This window comes from Collimonas sp. OK307, from assembly GCF_900113705.1.
Lineage (GTDB): Bacteria > Pseudomonadota > Gammaproteobacteria > Burkholderiales > Burkholderiaceae_D > Collimonas.
Map to the genome: position 1 here is coordinate 23,632 of NZ_FOQI01000010.1, position 16,217 is coordinate 39,848.

Annotated in this window: 10 protein-coding genes and 1 tRNA gene; 5 read left to right on the forward strand and 6 right to left on the reverse strand. The window is 57.6% G+C overall.

Going from position 1 to position 16,217, the window contains the following annotated elements:
• Position 1 precedes the first annotated feature (1 nt).
• Positions 2 to 1,006 (reverse strand): taurine ABC transporter substrate-binding protein, encoded by a 1,005-nt coding sequence (tauA, locus tag BM205_RS14165; protein ID WP_092415523.1) that lies wholly within the window; start codon positions 1,004 to 1,006, stop codon positions 2 to 4.
• Positions 1,007 to 1,279: 273 nt separating this feature from the next.
• Between tauA and BM205_RS14170 the strand changes: the two genes are divergently transcribed.
• The 4 genes from BM205_RS14170 (at position 1,280) to BM205_RS14185 (ending at position 5,145) form a co-directional block, all read left to right on the forward strand.
• Positions 1,280 to 1,585, forward strand: coding sequence for a hypothetical protein (locus BM205_RS14170; RefSeq protein WP_092415525.1), 306 nt, complete (start codon positions 1,280 to 1,282; stop codon positions 1,583 to 1,585).
• Positions 1,582 to 2,883, forward strand: coding sequence for a type II toxin-antitoxin system HipA family toxin (locus tag BM205_RS14175; RefSeq protein WP_092415527.1), 1,302 nt, complete (start codon positions 1,582 to 1,584; stop codon positions 2,881 to 2,883). Before BM205_RS14170 ends, BM205_RS14175 begins: the two co-directional genes overlap by 4 nt.
• Before the next feature lie 106 nt (positions 2,884 to 2,989).
• Entirely contained in the window at positions 2,990 to 3,889 is a 900-nt protein-coding gene (locus BM205_RS14180) for a Dyp-type peroxidase (protein WP_092415528.1), read from the forward strand.
• Positions 3,890 to 3,924: 35 nt separating this feature from the next.
• On the forward strand, positions 3,925 to 5,145 hold the full coding sequence (locus BM205_RS14185; protein ID WP_092415530.1) for a winged helix-turn-helix domain-containing protein: 1,221 nt from the start codon (positions 3,925 to 3,927) through the stop codon (positions 5,143 to 5,145).
• Positions 5,146 to 5,169: 24 nt separating this feature from the next.
• On the opposite strand, the gene BM205_RS14190 is transcribed toward BM205_RS14185, so the two are convergent.
• Positions 5,170 to 7,983, reverse strand: coding sequence for an EAL domain-containing protein (locus BM205_RS14190; RefSeq protein WP_092415532.1), 2,814 nt, complete (start codon positions 7,981 to 7,983; stop codon positions 5,170 to 5,172).
• Positions 7,984 to 8,355: 372 nt separating this feature from the next.
• On the opposite strand from BM205_RS14190, the gene BM205_RS14195 reads away from it, so the two are divergent.
• Positions 8,356 to 12,411, forward strand: a complete 4,056-nt coding sequence (locus BM205_RS14195) for a Pls/PosA family non-ribosomal peptide synthetase (protein ID WP_092415534.1) — start codon at positions 8,356 to 8,358, stop codon at positions 12,409 to 12,411.
• A 90-nt stretch (positions 12,412 to 12,501) separates the two neighbouring features.
• Here BM205_RS14195 and BM205_RS14200 read toward each other — a convergent pair whose 3' ends face one another.
• From BM205_RS14200 to iolE, 4 genes are all read right to left on the reverse strand, one after another.
• The gene (locus tag BM205_RS14200) at positions 12,502 to 14,037 is read right to left on the reverse strand and encodes a glycine betaine uptake BCCT transporter (RefSeq protein WP_092415536.1); all 1,536 of its coding nucleotides are present in this window, start codon (positions 14,035 to 14,037) and stop codon (positions 12,502 to 12,504) included.
• 207 nt (positions 14,038 to 14,244) lie between these two features.
• Positions 14,245 to 14,329, reverse strand: a tRNA-Leu gene (locus BM205_RS14205).
• A gap of 143 nt (positions 14,330 to 14,472) precedes the next feature.
• Positions 14,473 to 15,267 (reverse strand): 5-deoxy-glucuronate isomerase, encoded by a 795-nt coding sequence (gene iolB / locus BM205_RS14210; RefSeq protein ID WP_092415537.1) that lies wholly within the window; start codon positions 15,265 to 15,267, stop codon positions 14,473 to 14,475.
• Positions 15,264 to 16,178 (reverse strand): myo-inosose-2 dehydratase, encoded by a 915-nt coding sequence (gene iolE, locus BM205_RS14215; RefSeq protein ID WP_092415538.1) that lies wholly within the window; start codon positions 16,176 to 16,178, stop codon positions 15,264 to 15,266. Before iolE ends, iolB begins: the two co-directional genes overlap by 4 nt.
• Positions 16,179 to 16,217 lie beyond the last annotated feature (39 nt).

Genomic DNA, 16,217 nt, shown 5'->3' on the forward strand with positions numbered 1-16,217 from the left:
CTTACTGGAGTGCGGCTTGCTTGACGAATGCCGGATTGACATAGGGTTGATAATCCGGCAATACGCGCTCTACTTTCTTTTGCTCTTGCAAGAAGCCGGCCGTCGCAGCTAACGCCTTGACGGTGGAACCGCTCAACAGTTGCCCCTGTTCAGCCAGCGTAGGAAAGCCACTGCCGGCCAGCAGCTCGGCAATATCGCTCTGCTTGGCCGCAGTCAGTCGTGCAATCTTTTCGAATTGCGGTGAGCCCGCTTTCCAGTCCGCGCCGTGGCTACGGTAATCGGCATAGGCTTTACCGGTGACTTTGACGAAGGCAGTCACAAAATCAGGATGCTTTTGCGCAAAATCCTTGCGCACGATCCAGGCGTCGAAAGTCGGCGCACCCCACTTGGCCACCTCGGCCGAGTCGGTCAGGACTTTACCGGATTCCTTGACCTTGCCCAGCGTCGGATCCCACACGTAAGCGGCATCGATATCGCCGCGCTGCCATGCCGCCGTAATTTCCTGCGGCCGCAGATTCAGGATCTGCACCTTGGATGCAGGAACGCCCCAGTGTTTGAGGGCCGCCAGCAAGCTATAGTGAGTGGTTGAAACAAATGGCACCGCGATCTTTTTACCGATCAGGTCCTGCGCCGTGTTAATGCCGCTGCCGTTGCGGACCACCAACGCCTCGGCCTGACCGATCTGCGCCGCAATCAGGATGGTTTCGATCGGCAGCTCGCGCGTCGCCGCAGCTGCCAGCGGGCTGCTGCCGACATATCCCACCTGGATATCGCCGGAAGCTACCGCGGTAATGACGTCAGCGCCGCTATCGAATTTTTTCCAGTTTATTTTCCAGCCGCTGGCCTTTTCATATGCGCCGTCCGCCTGAGCGACTTTGGCTGGCTCGACCACCGTCTGGTAGGCGACATTGACTTCCTGTTCGGCGGCCCAAGCCTGATTGGACAGCAACGCGATGACTGAAGCTGCCGCTAAGACTGGCAAATGTTTGAAAAGACGAGCGATCATGCAAACCCTCCTGGTAATTGAATCGGCTAAGTAATTAATAAAACCGGGTGACGGAACTGACGGCGAAGCTATTCGGTCTTTGCGCCAAGTTAATCGATTCAAGCCACTTCTAAAACGAAGGTTTTCAGCAATGCTTATATGGTTTTTGCCTGACACAAACATTCACAAAAAGATATTTAAATATCCTTAATATAAATAAGGATATTTAATTATCTTTTCCAATAAAAGATACTATACTGTTCTTAAGTTCATAAAAGATAGTTTATTGATCTCATGAAAACCTTAAGCGAGCTATCCGCCATCCTCCGCCAAGCCAAAGACCGACTGGCGCTACCGGTCATCACCATGACCCGCAACAGTGGATTGACCGCAGTAACAATACGCGGCGTTCTTGCTGGCAAGAACGATCCTCGCCTCAGCACCCTGATGACGATTGCCGACCAATTGGGACTGGAAGTGATGCTGTTACCCAAAGCCATGGCTTCCTCGATTGCAGCAAACCCGCCGGCTGAAGACGAAGTACTAAGCCTGGTGGCGGCGGCGCTGGCCCGGAAAAGGAACGAAAGGAACGATCGATGAATCTCAGCGCACTGGATATTTTTGTGGCAGATCGCCAGGTCGGCATCCTGTTCCAGTATGGCGACATGGTGCGCTTCCAGGTCGACCCCGCCTATGCCCAGGATCCGCAGCGGCCGACCTTGTCGCTATCGATGCGCGCAGCCACGCCGCAACAGGATATGGCTTTACTGCTTAATCCACTGGCGGCGATTTTCAATTCGCCTGGCCAGATGCGGCTGCCTGCCTTTTTCCAGAACTTGCTGCCGGAAGGCGTATTGCGCAAGCAAATTGCCATCGAGCGCCAATGCGCGGAAGACGATCATTTCGAACTGCTGGCTGCCTGCGGCCGCGACTTGCCGGGCGCAGTCAGGGCTATCCCAACCAAACTGACGCGCTCCATGATGACGCGCCTGGTGACCCAAGGCCAGGAAGCCATAGAAGAAAGCGTGATAGCGGCGCCGCTGGTTGACGGCGTCTCGATTTCCGGTATGCAACCGAAACTGGCCCTGATCCAGGAAGGCGGCAGGTATGTCAGCCGCACCCGCCACAAAGACGCCCACATCATCGGCAAGCTGCCAACCGCGCAATACGACCATCTGCCGGAAGTCGAACATCTATCGTTGCAACTGGCCCAGGCTGCCGGCGTTACCGTGTGCAGCGCCAGCTTGCAACCGTTGGCGGCGATCATGGCCGGGCACCCATATGCTGCAGGAGAAAACCAGCAGTTCCTGGCAGTGCAAAGATTCGACCGGGATCAGCCGGGCCGGCTGCACGTGGAAGATTTTTGCCAGATACTAGGTGTCGATCCCGACAAGAAATATACCGGCGCCACCTACGCCGATATGGCGCTGGTGATGCAAGCTGTGCCGGGGCTGGGCGAAACTGCCTGCCATGAACTGCTGCGCCGTATCACCGTCAACGAATTGATAGGCAACTACGACGCCCATTTGAAAAATTTCGGCATCCGCTATCTGGCCGACGGCCGGATTGAATTCTCGCCGGCCTACGATGTGGTGGCATATAGCGTGTACCTGAACGGCAGTGGCCACGCCCTCAAATTTGCCGACGGCCAAGCCAAAAGGTCTTTCCTGTCGCCGCAGACCTTGCGCGCTTTCGCCAATCGCAGCGGCATGCTGGAACCGCCGCTGCGCCAGGTTATTTCCGATGTCTGCAAGAGAGCCTTGTCAGCATGGCCGGAGTTGATTGCCGCCAGCCAGTTGCTGCCGCATCAAAAAACCAGGTTGACTGAATATTTCGTGGGGCGCGACATCATCGCAGGCTTGCGCAAGCGGCAGGCCAGGCTTGCAACAAAACCCTGAAACCTGACGTAGACTCATACAAATTTGCCGGCAACGGAAAAAGTTGTCAAAATCCGCTAATATCACCCTCCATCCCTTCCCTCGCTTTAGTATCAAAGGATAAGTAATGCCCGCAACCGCCGCTCAAGCTCAGCCAGGAATTCTCGATGCACTCGCGCCACTCGGCCGTTCGCTCGCCTTTCGCCTTAATGACCACAACATCGCTCACAATCTGCAAGCGGCCCTGACCCGGCTGCGCGAAGTGTTCGCGGCTGACTGGGGCGTCGTAGGCCTGGGTATGCCCCTGGTTGACGCGTTGGATCAGCATGTCGCAGGCCTGCGTCCGTTCCCGGCACTTGAAGGACACGGCTGCGCTGCACCGTCCACCCAGCAAGCCATGTGGATTTTATTGCGCGGCAGCGAGCGCAGCAGCCTGTTCGAGCGTACCGCACAACTGGTCGAACTTCTGGGCGATGCACTGGTGCTGGAAGACGCGCTGGACACCTTCCGTTATCGCGACAACCGCGATCTGACCGGTTATGAGGATGGTACCGAAAACCCCAAAGATGCGGCCGCCATTGCCGCTGCGCTGGTAGCGGAAGGCGCAGGACGTCAAGGTTCAAGTTTTGTCGCGGTACAACGCTGGATCCATGATTTGACGCGTTTCCGCGGCTTCCCGGCAGCGCAGCGCGATGCCAGCATCGGCCGTCAGATTAGCGACAACGAGGAAATCGAGGATGCTCCCGAATCGGCCCATGCCAAACGTACGGCTCAGGAAAGTTTTACGCCCGAAGCTTACATGGTGCGTCACTCCATGCCGTGGGATACAGGCCTGCAACAAGGCACAGAATTCATCGCTTACGGCGAGTCCAGCGACCGCTTCGAAAACGTCCTGCGCCGCATGCTGGGCCACGAAGACAATATCGTCGACGCCCTGTTCAGCTTTTCACGGCCGGTGACCGGCGGCTACTACTGGTGCCCGCCGCTCCGGGACGGCCGCCTCGATTTAAGCAGCATTGGCATCTGACCTGTGAATCTGCAGTCATCCATGCGCAATCCGGCGTGACTACTATCCAGCTCTCGATACCTGCCGCGCGCGCCCTGCAACTGGCAGCGCAAGGCTTGCTCAATCCGGTGCGCAAGAAAGCCGTCAAGCAGGACGTACTGGCCGCCATCCGGCAAATGGGCGTACTGCAAATCGACACCATCCATGTGGTGGCGCGCAGCCCATATCTGGTGCTGTGGAGCCGGCTCGGCAGCTACCCGCAGCAGTGGCTGGACGAGCTGCTGGAGGAACGTCAGTTGTTCGAATACTGGGCGCACGAAGCCAGTTTCCTGCCGATCGAAGATTACGGTTTGTACCGCCACCGCATGATCGATCCCGGCTCGATGGGCTGGAAATATTCCGCCAAATGGATGGATGAGCATCGCGCGACCATAGAGCAACTGCTGCTGCATATCCGGCAACACGGCCCGGTGCGCTCGGCCGATTTCAAGCGTACCGACGGTAAAGGCGGCGGCTGGTGGGAATGGAAACCGGAAAAACGCTCTCTTGAAGTATTGTTTACCGCCGGTCGCCTGATGATCGCCAAGCGCCATAATTTTCATCGGATCTACGATCTCGCCGAACGCATCTTGCCGGACTGGGACGATGCCGACATGCCGTCCACCGCGGATACGCAGCGCACCCTGCTGCTCAAGGCGGTACAAGCATTGGGAGTGGCGAAAGCCAGCTGGATCGGCGATTATTTCCGCACCGCCAAGAGCCGCCCCAAACCCGACCCCGAAACCCTGGTCGACGACGGCAGCCTGCTCAGGGCGACGGTCGAAGGTTGGCAGCAGCCAGTATATATTCACCCGGCCCATCGCGAACTGGCGCTGGCAGCCGCCGGCGGCTTGTTGAAACCGACCACCACCAGCCTGCTCTCGCCCTTCGATCCACTGGTATGGGACCGCAAGCGCGCATTGGAATTATTCGATTTCGATTACCGGCTTGAGTGCTACACACCTGAAGCCAAGCGCAGCTATGGCTATTTCACGCTGCCGATCCTGCATCGCGGCGCACTGGCAGGACGACTGGATGCAAAAGCACACCGCAGCGAAGGTGTGTTTCAAGTGAAGGCGCTATATCTGGAACCGGGGACCCGCGTCAGCCAGAGACTCGTGACCGAACTGGCCGCAGCATTACAGCGTCTTGCCGCATGGCACGGAACGCCGCGCGTAGTGATAGATCAATGCACGCCACGCACCTTTAGAAACATGTTGAAAGCAGCGCTGGCTTAGTTTCAGTCGGTCAACTTGAGTTATTTACCCGACATTCTGCAAGATTTTGCTGGTTTCGACGCCAAAGGCGCGCGGCCGCCCGATACCGTATCCCTGAGCGAAATCCACCCCAATCTCAGTCAGCGTACCGATAATCCGTTCATTGACGGCAAATTCGGCAATCGTCTGTTTCCCCATCAGGTGGCCGATTTTGTTGATCGCCTCGACCATCGCGTAGTCGGTCGGACTATTCAACATGTCCTTTACAAAACAACCGTCAATCTTGATGAAATCAACCGGCAAATTCTTCAGGTAGGCAAACGAAGACATGCCTGCGCCGAAATCATCCAGCGCAAAACGATAACCGACACTTCTTAATTCCTGGATAAAGTGTGCGGCCTTGGCAAAATTTGCAATAGCGCTGGTCTCGGTAATTTCAAAACAGATACTTTGCGGCGCTATGTTGTATTTCACATGCTGTTCCCGCACAAAATTGAGAAAATCGTTATCCCCGACACTGGCGCCCGACAAATTGATGGCGCAGCTCTCAATATCCTGGCCGCCCCCCTGCTCCTGCATTTTCGCCAGCGTGGCAAATACCGTAGAGACCACCCAGCGATCGATAGCCGGCATCAGGTTGTAACGTTCCGCGGCAGGAATGAACGCCATCGGCAGCACCAGATTGTTGTCCTTGTCCAGCATGCGCAGCAGGATTTCAAAATGCACGCCATGGCTGGAAGGTTTGCCCAAAGCGACTATATCTTGTGAGAACAGGCAAAATCTATCTTTGACAAGCGCTTCATTGATACGGGTTATCCACTCCATCTCGCCGTGCCGGGTTGACAGCTCACTGTCATCCAGCCGGTACTCGTGCACCCGGTTGCGGCCCTTTTCCTTGGCCAGGTAACAGGCAGCGTCGACCGCGCTCATGATCTGGCCCAGCGTATGCATTTCTCCCGCCAGATTAATCAGGCCGATGCTAACCCCGATGGTGAACGGCTTGTTGGCCCAGAGGAACTGGAAATCGGCGACCGTCTGCCGCAGCCCTTCCGCGACCCGCTGCGAATATTCGACCGGACAGTTCTCCAGCAATACGCCGAATTCGTCGCCCCCCAGCCGCGCGATGGTGTCGGTGTCTCGCAAATGCTGTTTCAGCAGCACGCTTATTTGCCGGATCAGTTCGTCGCCGGCGGCATGGCCGCAAGTGTCATTGACCACCTTGAACTGGTCCAGATCGAGATACAGCACCGCGTGCTGGCGCTGCTGATCACGCGAAGTAATCATCGCCACCGTCAGGCGGCGTTCGAACTCGCGCCGATTGATGAGCCCGGTCAATTCGTCGTGACTGGCCTGATACGACAACTGCGCCGCGTATTCGCGCTCCTTGCTGACGTCATGCAAAACCAGCACGGTACCGATGGTTTCGCCACTCAGGTTACGTATCGGTTCGGCTGACAGATTGACCGCCACTTCGCTACCGTCATTACATATCAACAACAAATTGGTTTCGCGGTCGACCGGATTGCCATTCTCGAGAATCTGATTGATCAGGTCATGATTCCGCTTGCCGGACGCCTCGCCCACCACGCTCAGAATTTTTGTCAGCGGCAGGCCGCGCGCCGACTCCAGTGTCCATCGGGTTAATATTTCTGCAGTTGGATTCAGATATTCGACCAAACCGTCGGTGCCCAAGGTAATTACCGCCTCACCTATCGATTCCAGCGTAACCTGAGCCCGTTCCTTTGCGGCAAATAGTTGTTCTTCGGACCGTTTGCGGGCGGTGATATCGGTAAACGAGCCAGCCATGCGCACCGGCTGGCCAGCGGCATTGCTGGTGGACTGTGCGCACGAGCGCACCCAGCGCAAATCGCCCGACTTGGTGACTATTCTGAATTCGATGTCACAGGGCGAATTATCGTACAGATGGGAAGTCAGTTTTGCCCGGACCGAAGCCAGATCCGAGGGATAAATGCAGTTGAGGAATTGCACCGGAGTCGGCTCGCCATCGTCCAGTGTGTAACCCAGCAATTCCGTCAGGCGTGGCGAATAGTAGATGTTGTCTGCCTGGATATCCCAGTCCCACAAACCATCGTTACTCCCGACCAGCGCCAGGTGCAGGCGTTCCTGGCTGATCTTCAACGCTTTTTCGAACTCGTCGCTCTTGCTCAGGAGATAACGTGAAATCCAGCTGCCGAATATCGTCAATACAATCGCAATCGCCAATGTCGCAAACAACAACAAGCGCTGGACCTGCCGCGAAGACTCTCCCAAGCTGGCCGAAAAGCGTAACTCTAAAGGCGTCAGACGGGCGTCTATATCACGAATACGGGCGATACTGGCCTTCAGCGTCGATGACTCCGGGTTGCCGGCAGCGATCGCCGCATGCAAACGCGTTGCCTCCGCAGCCAACTCTTCAATCAGCCCGTTGCCAATCTGCCAATTGGCGAGCGGCTCTGCCAGCAGGCTGAAATTCTTGAAATTACGATACAGGAAAATGATGCCGTCGATATCGTCGGAATGATTGCCGCCTTCCAGAAATCCCTGGCGCGCTACTTGCAAATCTGGAACGGGTTTGTCCAGCTCATCCCTGGCGCGGCGATCGCCCAGCGGCACCATCAGCGCCCGCAGCGCCTTCTGGTAGTCGGTTTCGGCTTGCGTAACCGCATATTGACTCAGATAGGATACCGCCTCCTTCTGCGCCTTCGACCACAAGCTTTCACCGCCGACAAACGCCCGCACAGAAGACAGTATACTCATGCTGAACATCAGCAGTCCTACCATCGACAGCACAATCGCCAGAAAAGGCAAAGTCACCTTGATCCAGCGCATGCCACCGTCTTTAGTCCAGAATTTATTCAATCGCTGTATCACAAAACCTCGCCGATGAATTTGCACAGTCAGAAAGCTTGAGCGCCCTCGCTGGAAATTGCGAAAAAACGACACTACTTGAATCCAGGTATCGGATGCCCCATCATACGACCAATAGTTTCTAAGTAGCAAGTCATTGGCAAGGAATAAAATAATACCTTGTTACATCCTTGCAAATACCCGGAAACAACAGCGGGCGATGGCCGTCTTGAGATGAAAATCGCCGCCCGTGTCGCTATCACGCATCGGCAAATGCAACAGCATAAAATTGTCTGAACGCTACCTATATCGGCCGTGCTACCATCGCTGGCTTGCCTTCTCTGGCTTACCTTCTTTTTCCGATTATTTTCACTTGCCTCATCCATGACCCAGTCTTTGCACGTTGATAGCGCAGTCGCCAGCAGTTTTTCTACCAACCCGGACATTTTGCACGGGGCAGCTCAGGCTGACTTGATACGCGATGAGGTATTGGCCGATCTGCTGGAGGCTACCGCTGCGCGCGTACCAGACCAGATCGCCTTGATTTTTGGCGAGCGCCAGCTGAGCTATCAGGAACTCAGCCAACGTGCCGACCAGGTGGCTTCACGTCTGATCGCTGCCGGTGTGGGGCCAGGGCAGATTGTCGGACTGTGGCTGCCGCGCGGCATCGACCTGCTGATCATGCAAGCCGGCATCGCCAAAACTGGCGCCGCCTGGCTACCGCTGGATGCCGATACGCCGGTGGAACGCATCGCAGTCTGCCTGGAAGACGCACACGCTCCCGGGATTGTCAGTTGCCAGCAATTCGCCACGCGCCTGGAGCCGGGGCAAATCGGCTGTCAGGTCTGGACCGCCGAGCAGTTGCTGGCGCCAGCCGACGCACCGCTGCAACGCCGCAAAAATGCCCAGCGTAGCGATCCGGCGTATGTCATCTATACCTCAGGTTCAACCGGCAAGCCGAAAGGCATCGCCATCACGCAAGGCGCAATCTGCCATTTCCTGCGCAGTGAAAACGCTGTGCTGGGCGTTGCCGGCGGCGATCGCGTCTATCAAGGCTTTTCGGTAGCGTTCGACATGTCGTTCGAAGAAATATGGATCAGTTACCTGGTTGGCGCCACGCTTTGGATCGCCCCCAAGGAGCTGGCCTCCGATCCCGAAGCGTTGCCGCTGGCACTCGCCGCAAACGGCGTCACCGTATTACATGCCGTGCCAACCCTGCTGGCGCTGTTCAATCAGGATGTGCCGAGCTTGCGCATCATCAATCTCGGTGGCGAAATGTGTCCGGAAGCGCTGGTCGCACGCTGGGCAAAGCCTGAATCCGGCCGCCATATATTCAATACCTACGGCCCCACCGAAGCAACGGTATCGGCCAGCCTGGCTGAACTGCACGCCAATGAACCGGTAACCATCGGCCGGCCGTTGCCCAATTACGGCCTGCTGGTAATTAATCCCGCCGTAGAAAATGGCCTGGTCCTGTTGCCGCGCGGCGAAGTAGGCGAATTGTGCATCACCGGTCCCGGCGTTGCCGAAGGTTATCTGGGACGCCCCGAGCTGACCGCCGAGAAATTCCTGGCAAATCCGTGGTCGAGCGGCCACTATGACCGCCGCCTGTACCGTACCGGCGACCTGGCGCGGATCGAGGCTGATGGCCGGGTCCAATGCCTGGGCCGTACCGACGACCAGGTTAAGATTCGGGGCTTTCGGGTCGAACTGGGTGAAATCGAAGAAGTGCTGGCGCGTCAGCCGGGCGTTGGCACCGTAGCGGTAGTGTTGCGCCAGGAAGACGGCATCGACCAGCTGATTGCTTTCATCGTACCGGAGAGTGGATCTGAGCTTGCGCCCGCGGTGCTGCGGAGTGCTTTGGCCGAGCGCCTGCCGCCCTACATGGTGCCAGGTTTCTTTGAGCCGATGCCGGAAATGCCGCGCCTGACCTCCGGTAAAATCGACCGTAAAGCGTTAAAAGCGCGCCCCCTCGCCGCGGTTAGTGCCGGCAACGTCAGTCTTGATTCCGACACTCCCGAAACGCCGGCCGAAATAGCGCTATTCGGCGCACTGAACAAACTGTTCCCCGGTCAGCCGATCCAACGCAGTGCAGATTTTTTCAACGATCTCGGCGGTCATTCGCTGTTTGCGGCAAAACTCGCCTCTGCATTGCGCGCCAATCCCGATTTCGCCCATGTGACCGTGCGCGACATTTACATGAACCGCACCGTCGGCCGCATCGCCCAGGTACTGGCGGTAGCGCCGGTTGCCGGTATCGCGGTAGACACCAGCTGGACCGCGCCGTCGGATCTGAAACGCTGGGTCTGCGGCGCTGCACAAGCCGCCGCCGTGCCGTGGCTGGTGGCGATGCGCATGATGCAGTGGCTGGCGCCGTTCTTTACCTATCACTTTTTCACCGGCGATCCGGGCGACTCCATCGCCGTGGCGATCGCAGTATCGGTCGGTGTGTTCTTGCTGGCCACCTTGTTTGAATTCGCGATTGCGATTGCCGCAAAATGGCTGATTGCAGGACGCCTGAAAGCCGGCCGCTACCCACTCTGGGGCCTCACCTACTACCGCTGGTGGCTGGCCGACCGCCTGATCGAGGCAGCGCCGGCCTACCTGCTGAGCGGTTCGACCCTGTACAGCTGGTGGCTGAGGGCGCTCGGTGCGCGCATCGGCTCGGAAGTCGTCATCGGCTCCATGACTTTGCGCGCGCACGATTTGCTCACCATAGAAGATGGCGTGAGCATCGGCAATGCCGTCAATTTTGAAAATGCCCGTGTCGAACATGGCGAACTGTGGCTTGGACCGATCACGTTGCAGCGCGAAAGCTGCATCGGTTCCTACGTTGTCATGGAAGGCAACACTGGTGTCGGCGCGTTCGGCCATGTGGAGGGCCAGAGCGCTATCAGCGAAGGCCAGACCGTACCGGCCGGCCGCATCTGGACCGGCTCACCGGCGCGCGACTCCGGCGCTTTCGACCAGGCATCCAAACCGCCACGGCCGCCAGTCACACACAAGCGCCAGTTGGGCGAGTCGATATTTTTCCTGTTCGGCGCCTTCCTGATCACTACCCTGTTCTTCATGCCGGTATTCCCCAGCTTCATCCTGATCGACTGGCTCGACGATACCGATCGCTTCCCTTGGCTGTCAAGTAACGGTAACGTGGCGTTCCAGCTGTCCAAATATTTCGTCATGGCTTTCCCAGCCACGGCCGTGCTGATCGTATGCACAGCGTTGCTCTCGGCCGGGATTCGCTGGAGCCTGCTGCCGCGCATGCGGGCCGGCAGCTGGCCGGTGCGCAGCAATATCTATTGCAGCAAATGGCTGGTCAACCAGATCCAGGAATCCAGCCTGAGCGTATTGCATGGCGTGTATGCGACCGTCTACGCGCCGATCTGGTACCGCCTGCTGGGCGCGAAAGTCGGCCGCCATGCCGAGATCTCGACTGCACTCGGCGTGGTGCCTGACATGCTGACCCTGGGCGAAGATACCTTCATCGCCGACGCCGTCCTGCTGGGCGACGAGCAGATCGACGGCGGCTGGATGACCATGAAGCCAACCATCATCTCGCGCCGCAGTTTTGTCGGTAACGGCGCCTACGTGCCGGACGGTAGCATCCTGCCGGAAAACGTGTTGATCGGCGTCCATTCCCGCACGCCGGACAATCACCGCATGCAGCCAGGCGATACCTGGCTCGGCTCGCCGCCGATCAACCTGCCGGCACGTGAGCAAACCAGCGGCTTCCCCGAGCATCTGACGTTCCGGCCATCGCGCCGGCGCCGCCTGGGCCGTGCATTAGTGGAAGGTTTCCGCATCGTTTCGCCGCATGCGATTGTGATCGCCGTCGGTTACACCGTGGTGCTGAACCTGATGCCTCTGGCCGGCGCTGGCCAGTGGGGTGAAGTGATCTCCCTGCTCACCACTGCCGGACTTTTGTACGGCATCGGCACCTTCATCTTTATCGCCGCCCTGAAATGGCTGCTGATCGGGCGCTACAAGAAGTGCAGCATCCCGATGTGGACCCCATTCGTCTGGCTCTCGGAGGGTGTTACCAATCTGTATGAAGGGATTACGATACCGAATTTCATGAATTACCTGCGCGGCACGCCGTGGCTGCCGCTGGCCCTGAATCTGCTGGGCTGCCGTATCGGCCGCGGGGTTTACATGAACACTACAGACATCACCGAGTTCGATTGCGTTACCATCGGCGATTACAGTGAACTGAATGCGCAGGCTTGCCCGCAAACCCACCTGTTCGAAGACCGGGTCATGAAGATCGACCACGTCAACATCGGCAACCGGGTCTACATGGGGCCGCGCAGCTTTGTACTGTACGGCGCGGTAGTCAACGACAACGCCAAACTGGGCGCACTGACACTGGTCATGAAAGGTGAATCGATTCCAGCGGCAACCAACTGGCGCGGCTGCCCGGCAGCGCCGGCAAAGAACTGATCAGAACTCGGGATCAGGATAAAAATTGAATCTGGCAAGTCCCGCGGACTTGCCAGATTCAATTTGCCAGGTAAGCAGAAAAGCGGCAGATCAGGAAGGCGTTTGCTCACGCTCGCGCAACAGCCGCTCCAACAGGCGGTCGCGCGCATTGCGTCGGCGCTCCAGCCTGTCAGCCTCCTCGCCCAAGGCCCGGAACAGGCTGGCGCACATGATCAGCATGATGATCATGAACGGCAAGGCGATCACGATCGAGGTCGTTTGCAAACCCTTCAAGCCCCCGGCCATCAGGAGCACCCCTGCAATCAGTGCGGTCAACACGCCCCATGCCAGCTTGATCCTGGCTGAAGGTGCCGGGTTACCGTTGCTGGTCATCATGCCGAGCACGAAGGTGGCGGAATCGGCCGAGGTAACGAAAAACACCGAGACCAGGATAATTGCGATCAACGAAGTCAGCGTACTCCACGGCAGATGCTGGAGCAGCGCGAACAACGCCAGCGAACTATCCTGCTTGACGATCTCGACCAGCGGCAAGTGCTCGAACATGATGCCATGCAGCGCAGCGCCACCAAATGTGGCGAACCACATGAAGCTGATCAGCGATGGCACCAGCAACACGCCGGTAACGAACTCGCGGATGGTGCGGCCGCGCGAAATACGCGCGATGAAGGTACCGACGAACGGTGCCCAGGTAACCCACCACGCCCAGTAGAACAAGGTCCAGTCGGCAATCCAGGTACCCTTTGAAAACGGCGTCATACGCATGCTCATGCTGACCAGGCTGTCCAGGTAGTCGCCCAGTGTGGTGGTCAGCGAATCCATGATGAAGAGCGTCGGCCCCAGCATCAGCACAAACAGCATCAGCAGCAGCGCCAACACCATATTGAGGTTGCTCAGAATTTTCACGCCCCGGTCCAGCCCGCTCAAGGAAGACGCCAGGTACAAGCCGGCAGCTACTGCAATCACCGTCAACTGCAAGGCCAGTCCATTCGGCAAGCCGAATACCGTGTGCAGGCCGCTGCTGATTTGCAGCGTGCCGAAACCGAGCGAAGTGGCGACGCCGATAGCGGTGGCGAGTACCGCCAGAATGTCGATAGTCTTGCCCAACGGGCCCAGCGCATACTTGCCGATCAGCGGCTCGAAGGTGGTGCTCATCAACATCGGGCGATTACGGTTGAACTGGAAAAATGCCAGCGCCAGCGCCACCACGCAATACGCAGCCCACGGATGCAAGCCCCAATGGAAAAAAGCATAACGCAAACCAAGCCGGGCCGCCTCGGGGCCGCCGGCAGGACCGCTAGGCGGCGTCGCAAAATGAGAAACCGGTTCCGCCACACCCCAGAACACCAGTCCGATGCCCATGCCGGCGGCGAACAACATGGCAAACCAGCTATGGCGGCTGAAATCCGGTTCGGCATCCTCGCCGCCTAGCCGGATCGTGCCAAAACGGCCGAATGCAAGATAGAGCGCAAACACCAGGAAACTGAACATCGACAACAGGTAGAACCAGCCGAAATTGGCGATGGTGCTGCCCAGTGCGGACTGCATAAGTGCAGCCAGGCTGAGCGGTGACAGTGCGCCCCACAGGACGAACAGAGAGACCAGCAAGAGTGAAACGATTAATACCATTGAGGACGCCCAAGGTTGTTATTGTTTTCACATGATACGGCAATCGTTTTACCTGCAACAACAATTAGTATGGCAGAAGCTGCGCCAGACGTAACCAGAAGAGCATATACCTGCAGGAACTGCACCGGGTTTTCGTTCCGGAAAAGAAAAAAACCGCATAAACATTGATGTTTATGCGGTTTCTCTTTACTACCAACACCAGTTACCTGGTGCCCACGGAGGGACTCGAACCCCCACACCTTGCGGCACATGGACCTGAACCATGCGCGTCTACCAATTCCGCCACGTGGGCCGTAATGCGAAGCCCAGTAAGGCTCACTGCAATTCCGAAGACAGAATAATACGTGCATTTGATAGTCTTGGTCAATCGAAGTTTGCGATTTTATGCAATTAATTGTCGTGCTTCATCGCTGACGTCGCAAAATCGGCGGCGGATCAGCGTTGCAACATCCATTCGTGCGCCGGGTCGTTCTTGAAATACCATTCGCGCCGAGGCCCGGCCATCACGTTCAGGTAATAGCTGTCGTAGCCATGCGGCGCCACCACCGGGTGATATCCCCGCGGCACCATGACCACATCGTGATTTTCCACTGCCATCGATTCGTCCAGCGAACGATCGTCGGTATACACACGCTGGAAAGCAAAACCTTGCGGTGGATTCAGGCGATGATAATAGGTCTCTTCGAGAAAACTCTCTTGCGGCAGGTTATCGGTATCGTGCTTGTGCGGCGGATAGCTCGATGAATGGCCACCCGGCGTCACCACTTCCACCACCAGCAAATGATCGGCCGGCTCGGTTTGCGGCAGGATATCGCAGACATAACGCGTATTGCTGCCCTGTCCGCGCACTGAACGCTTAGCCGTTCCAGGTTCTATCAGGCGCGCACTCAGATCGCCATGGCCGGGAGCGCTGCAGACGGCGATTTCAGCATCGCCATGCGCGGTGACGGTAACGCCATGGCTATGCGGCACATACACCGCATACGGCGAGCTTTGATCAAATACACTTTGACGTTCGCCGATTTCCTTCCACGTGTGATCGCCAGCCTGCACGCTGACCACCCCGCGCAGCACCACGATACATACTTCGCGCCGGGCAGTATCGAAACTGATCTTCTCTGCTGCCGTCAGCCGATATGCGGCAAAGCCGACAAAACGCCAGTTCGCCGATTGCGGCGTGACGCTGACGATTTCCCGTCCCTGCGCGTGCCCCTTTACAAGTAAACTCATGCTGCCTCCTTGGCACTGTCCACTTCGATGGCGCTCACCAGATCCGCCAAATGACGATAACCCATTTCGGCATATTGATAGCTCGGGGCGACAGCCGGATCCTGTTCTGCTTCAACTACCAACCAGCCGGCGTAGCCATGCTGATATAACAGGCGCAACAAACCGTCAAAGTCGATAGCGCCATCGCCCGGCACGGTAAAAGCGCCATTGATCACCGCCTGCAGGAAACTCCAGTTGCCGTTGCGCGCCATCTTCACCACTGCCGGCCGCACGTCCTTGCAATGGACATGGCAGACACGCTTGATATGCTGCTCCAGCACTTTCAGAGGATCGCCGCCCGCAAACGTGACATGGCCGCTGTCAAACAGCAAGCCGACTTCATCGCCGCTTAATGCCATCAGGCGGTCGATATCGGCGGGTGTCTCGATATAGGCGCCCATGTGATGGTGATAAGCCAGGCGCACGCCGTGCGATAAAGTGAAGCGCGCAAAGGCGGTCAGCTTGTCGGCGTATTGCTGCCATTCCAGATCGCTCAGAAACCGCGGGCGCTTGTACAAGGGATCGGGTCGGCCCTGGATGGCATTGGCTACTTCACCGTACACCATCACCTTGGAGCCGTTTTCCGCCAATAGCCGCAGATGCGGACCGACGGCAGCAATTTCATCCTCCACGGAACCAGTCGCCAGGCGACCGGAATACCAGCCCGAGATGCATTCGAGCTGATATTTTCCGAGCAGCGCCGCCAGCGCCGCAGGCTCCTTTGGAAATTTATTGCCCAGCTCGAAGCCGCGATAACCGATTTGCGCGCCCTCGCTCAACGCCACTTCCAGCGGCGTCTCGCCGCCCAGCGATGGCAAGTCGTCGTTCATCCAGGAAATCGGATTGATGCCGATCTTTACGTTAAATGTCATGGTCTCTCTCACCGTATCTCTCTATTAACATTCACACTT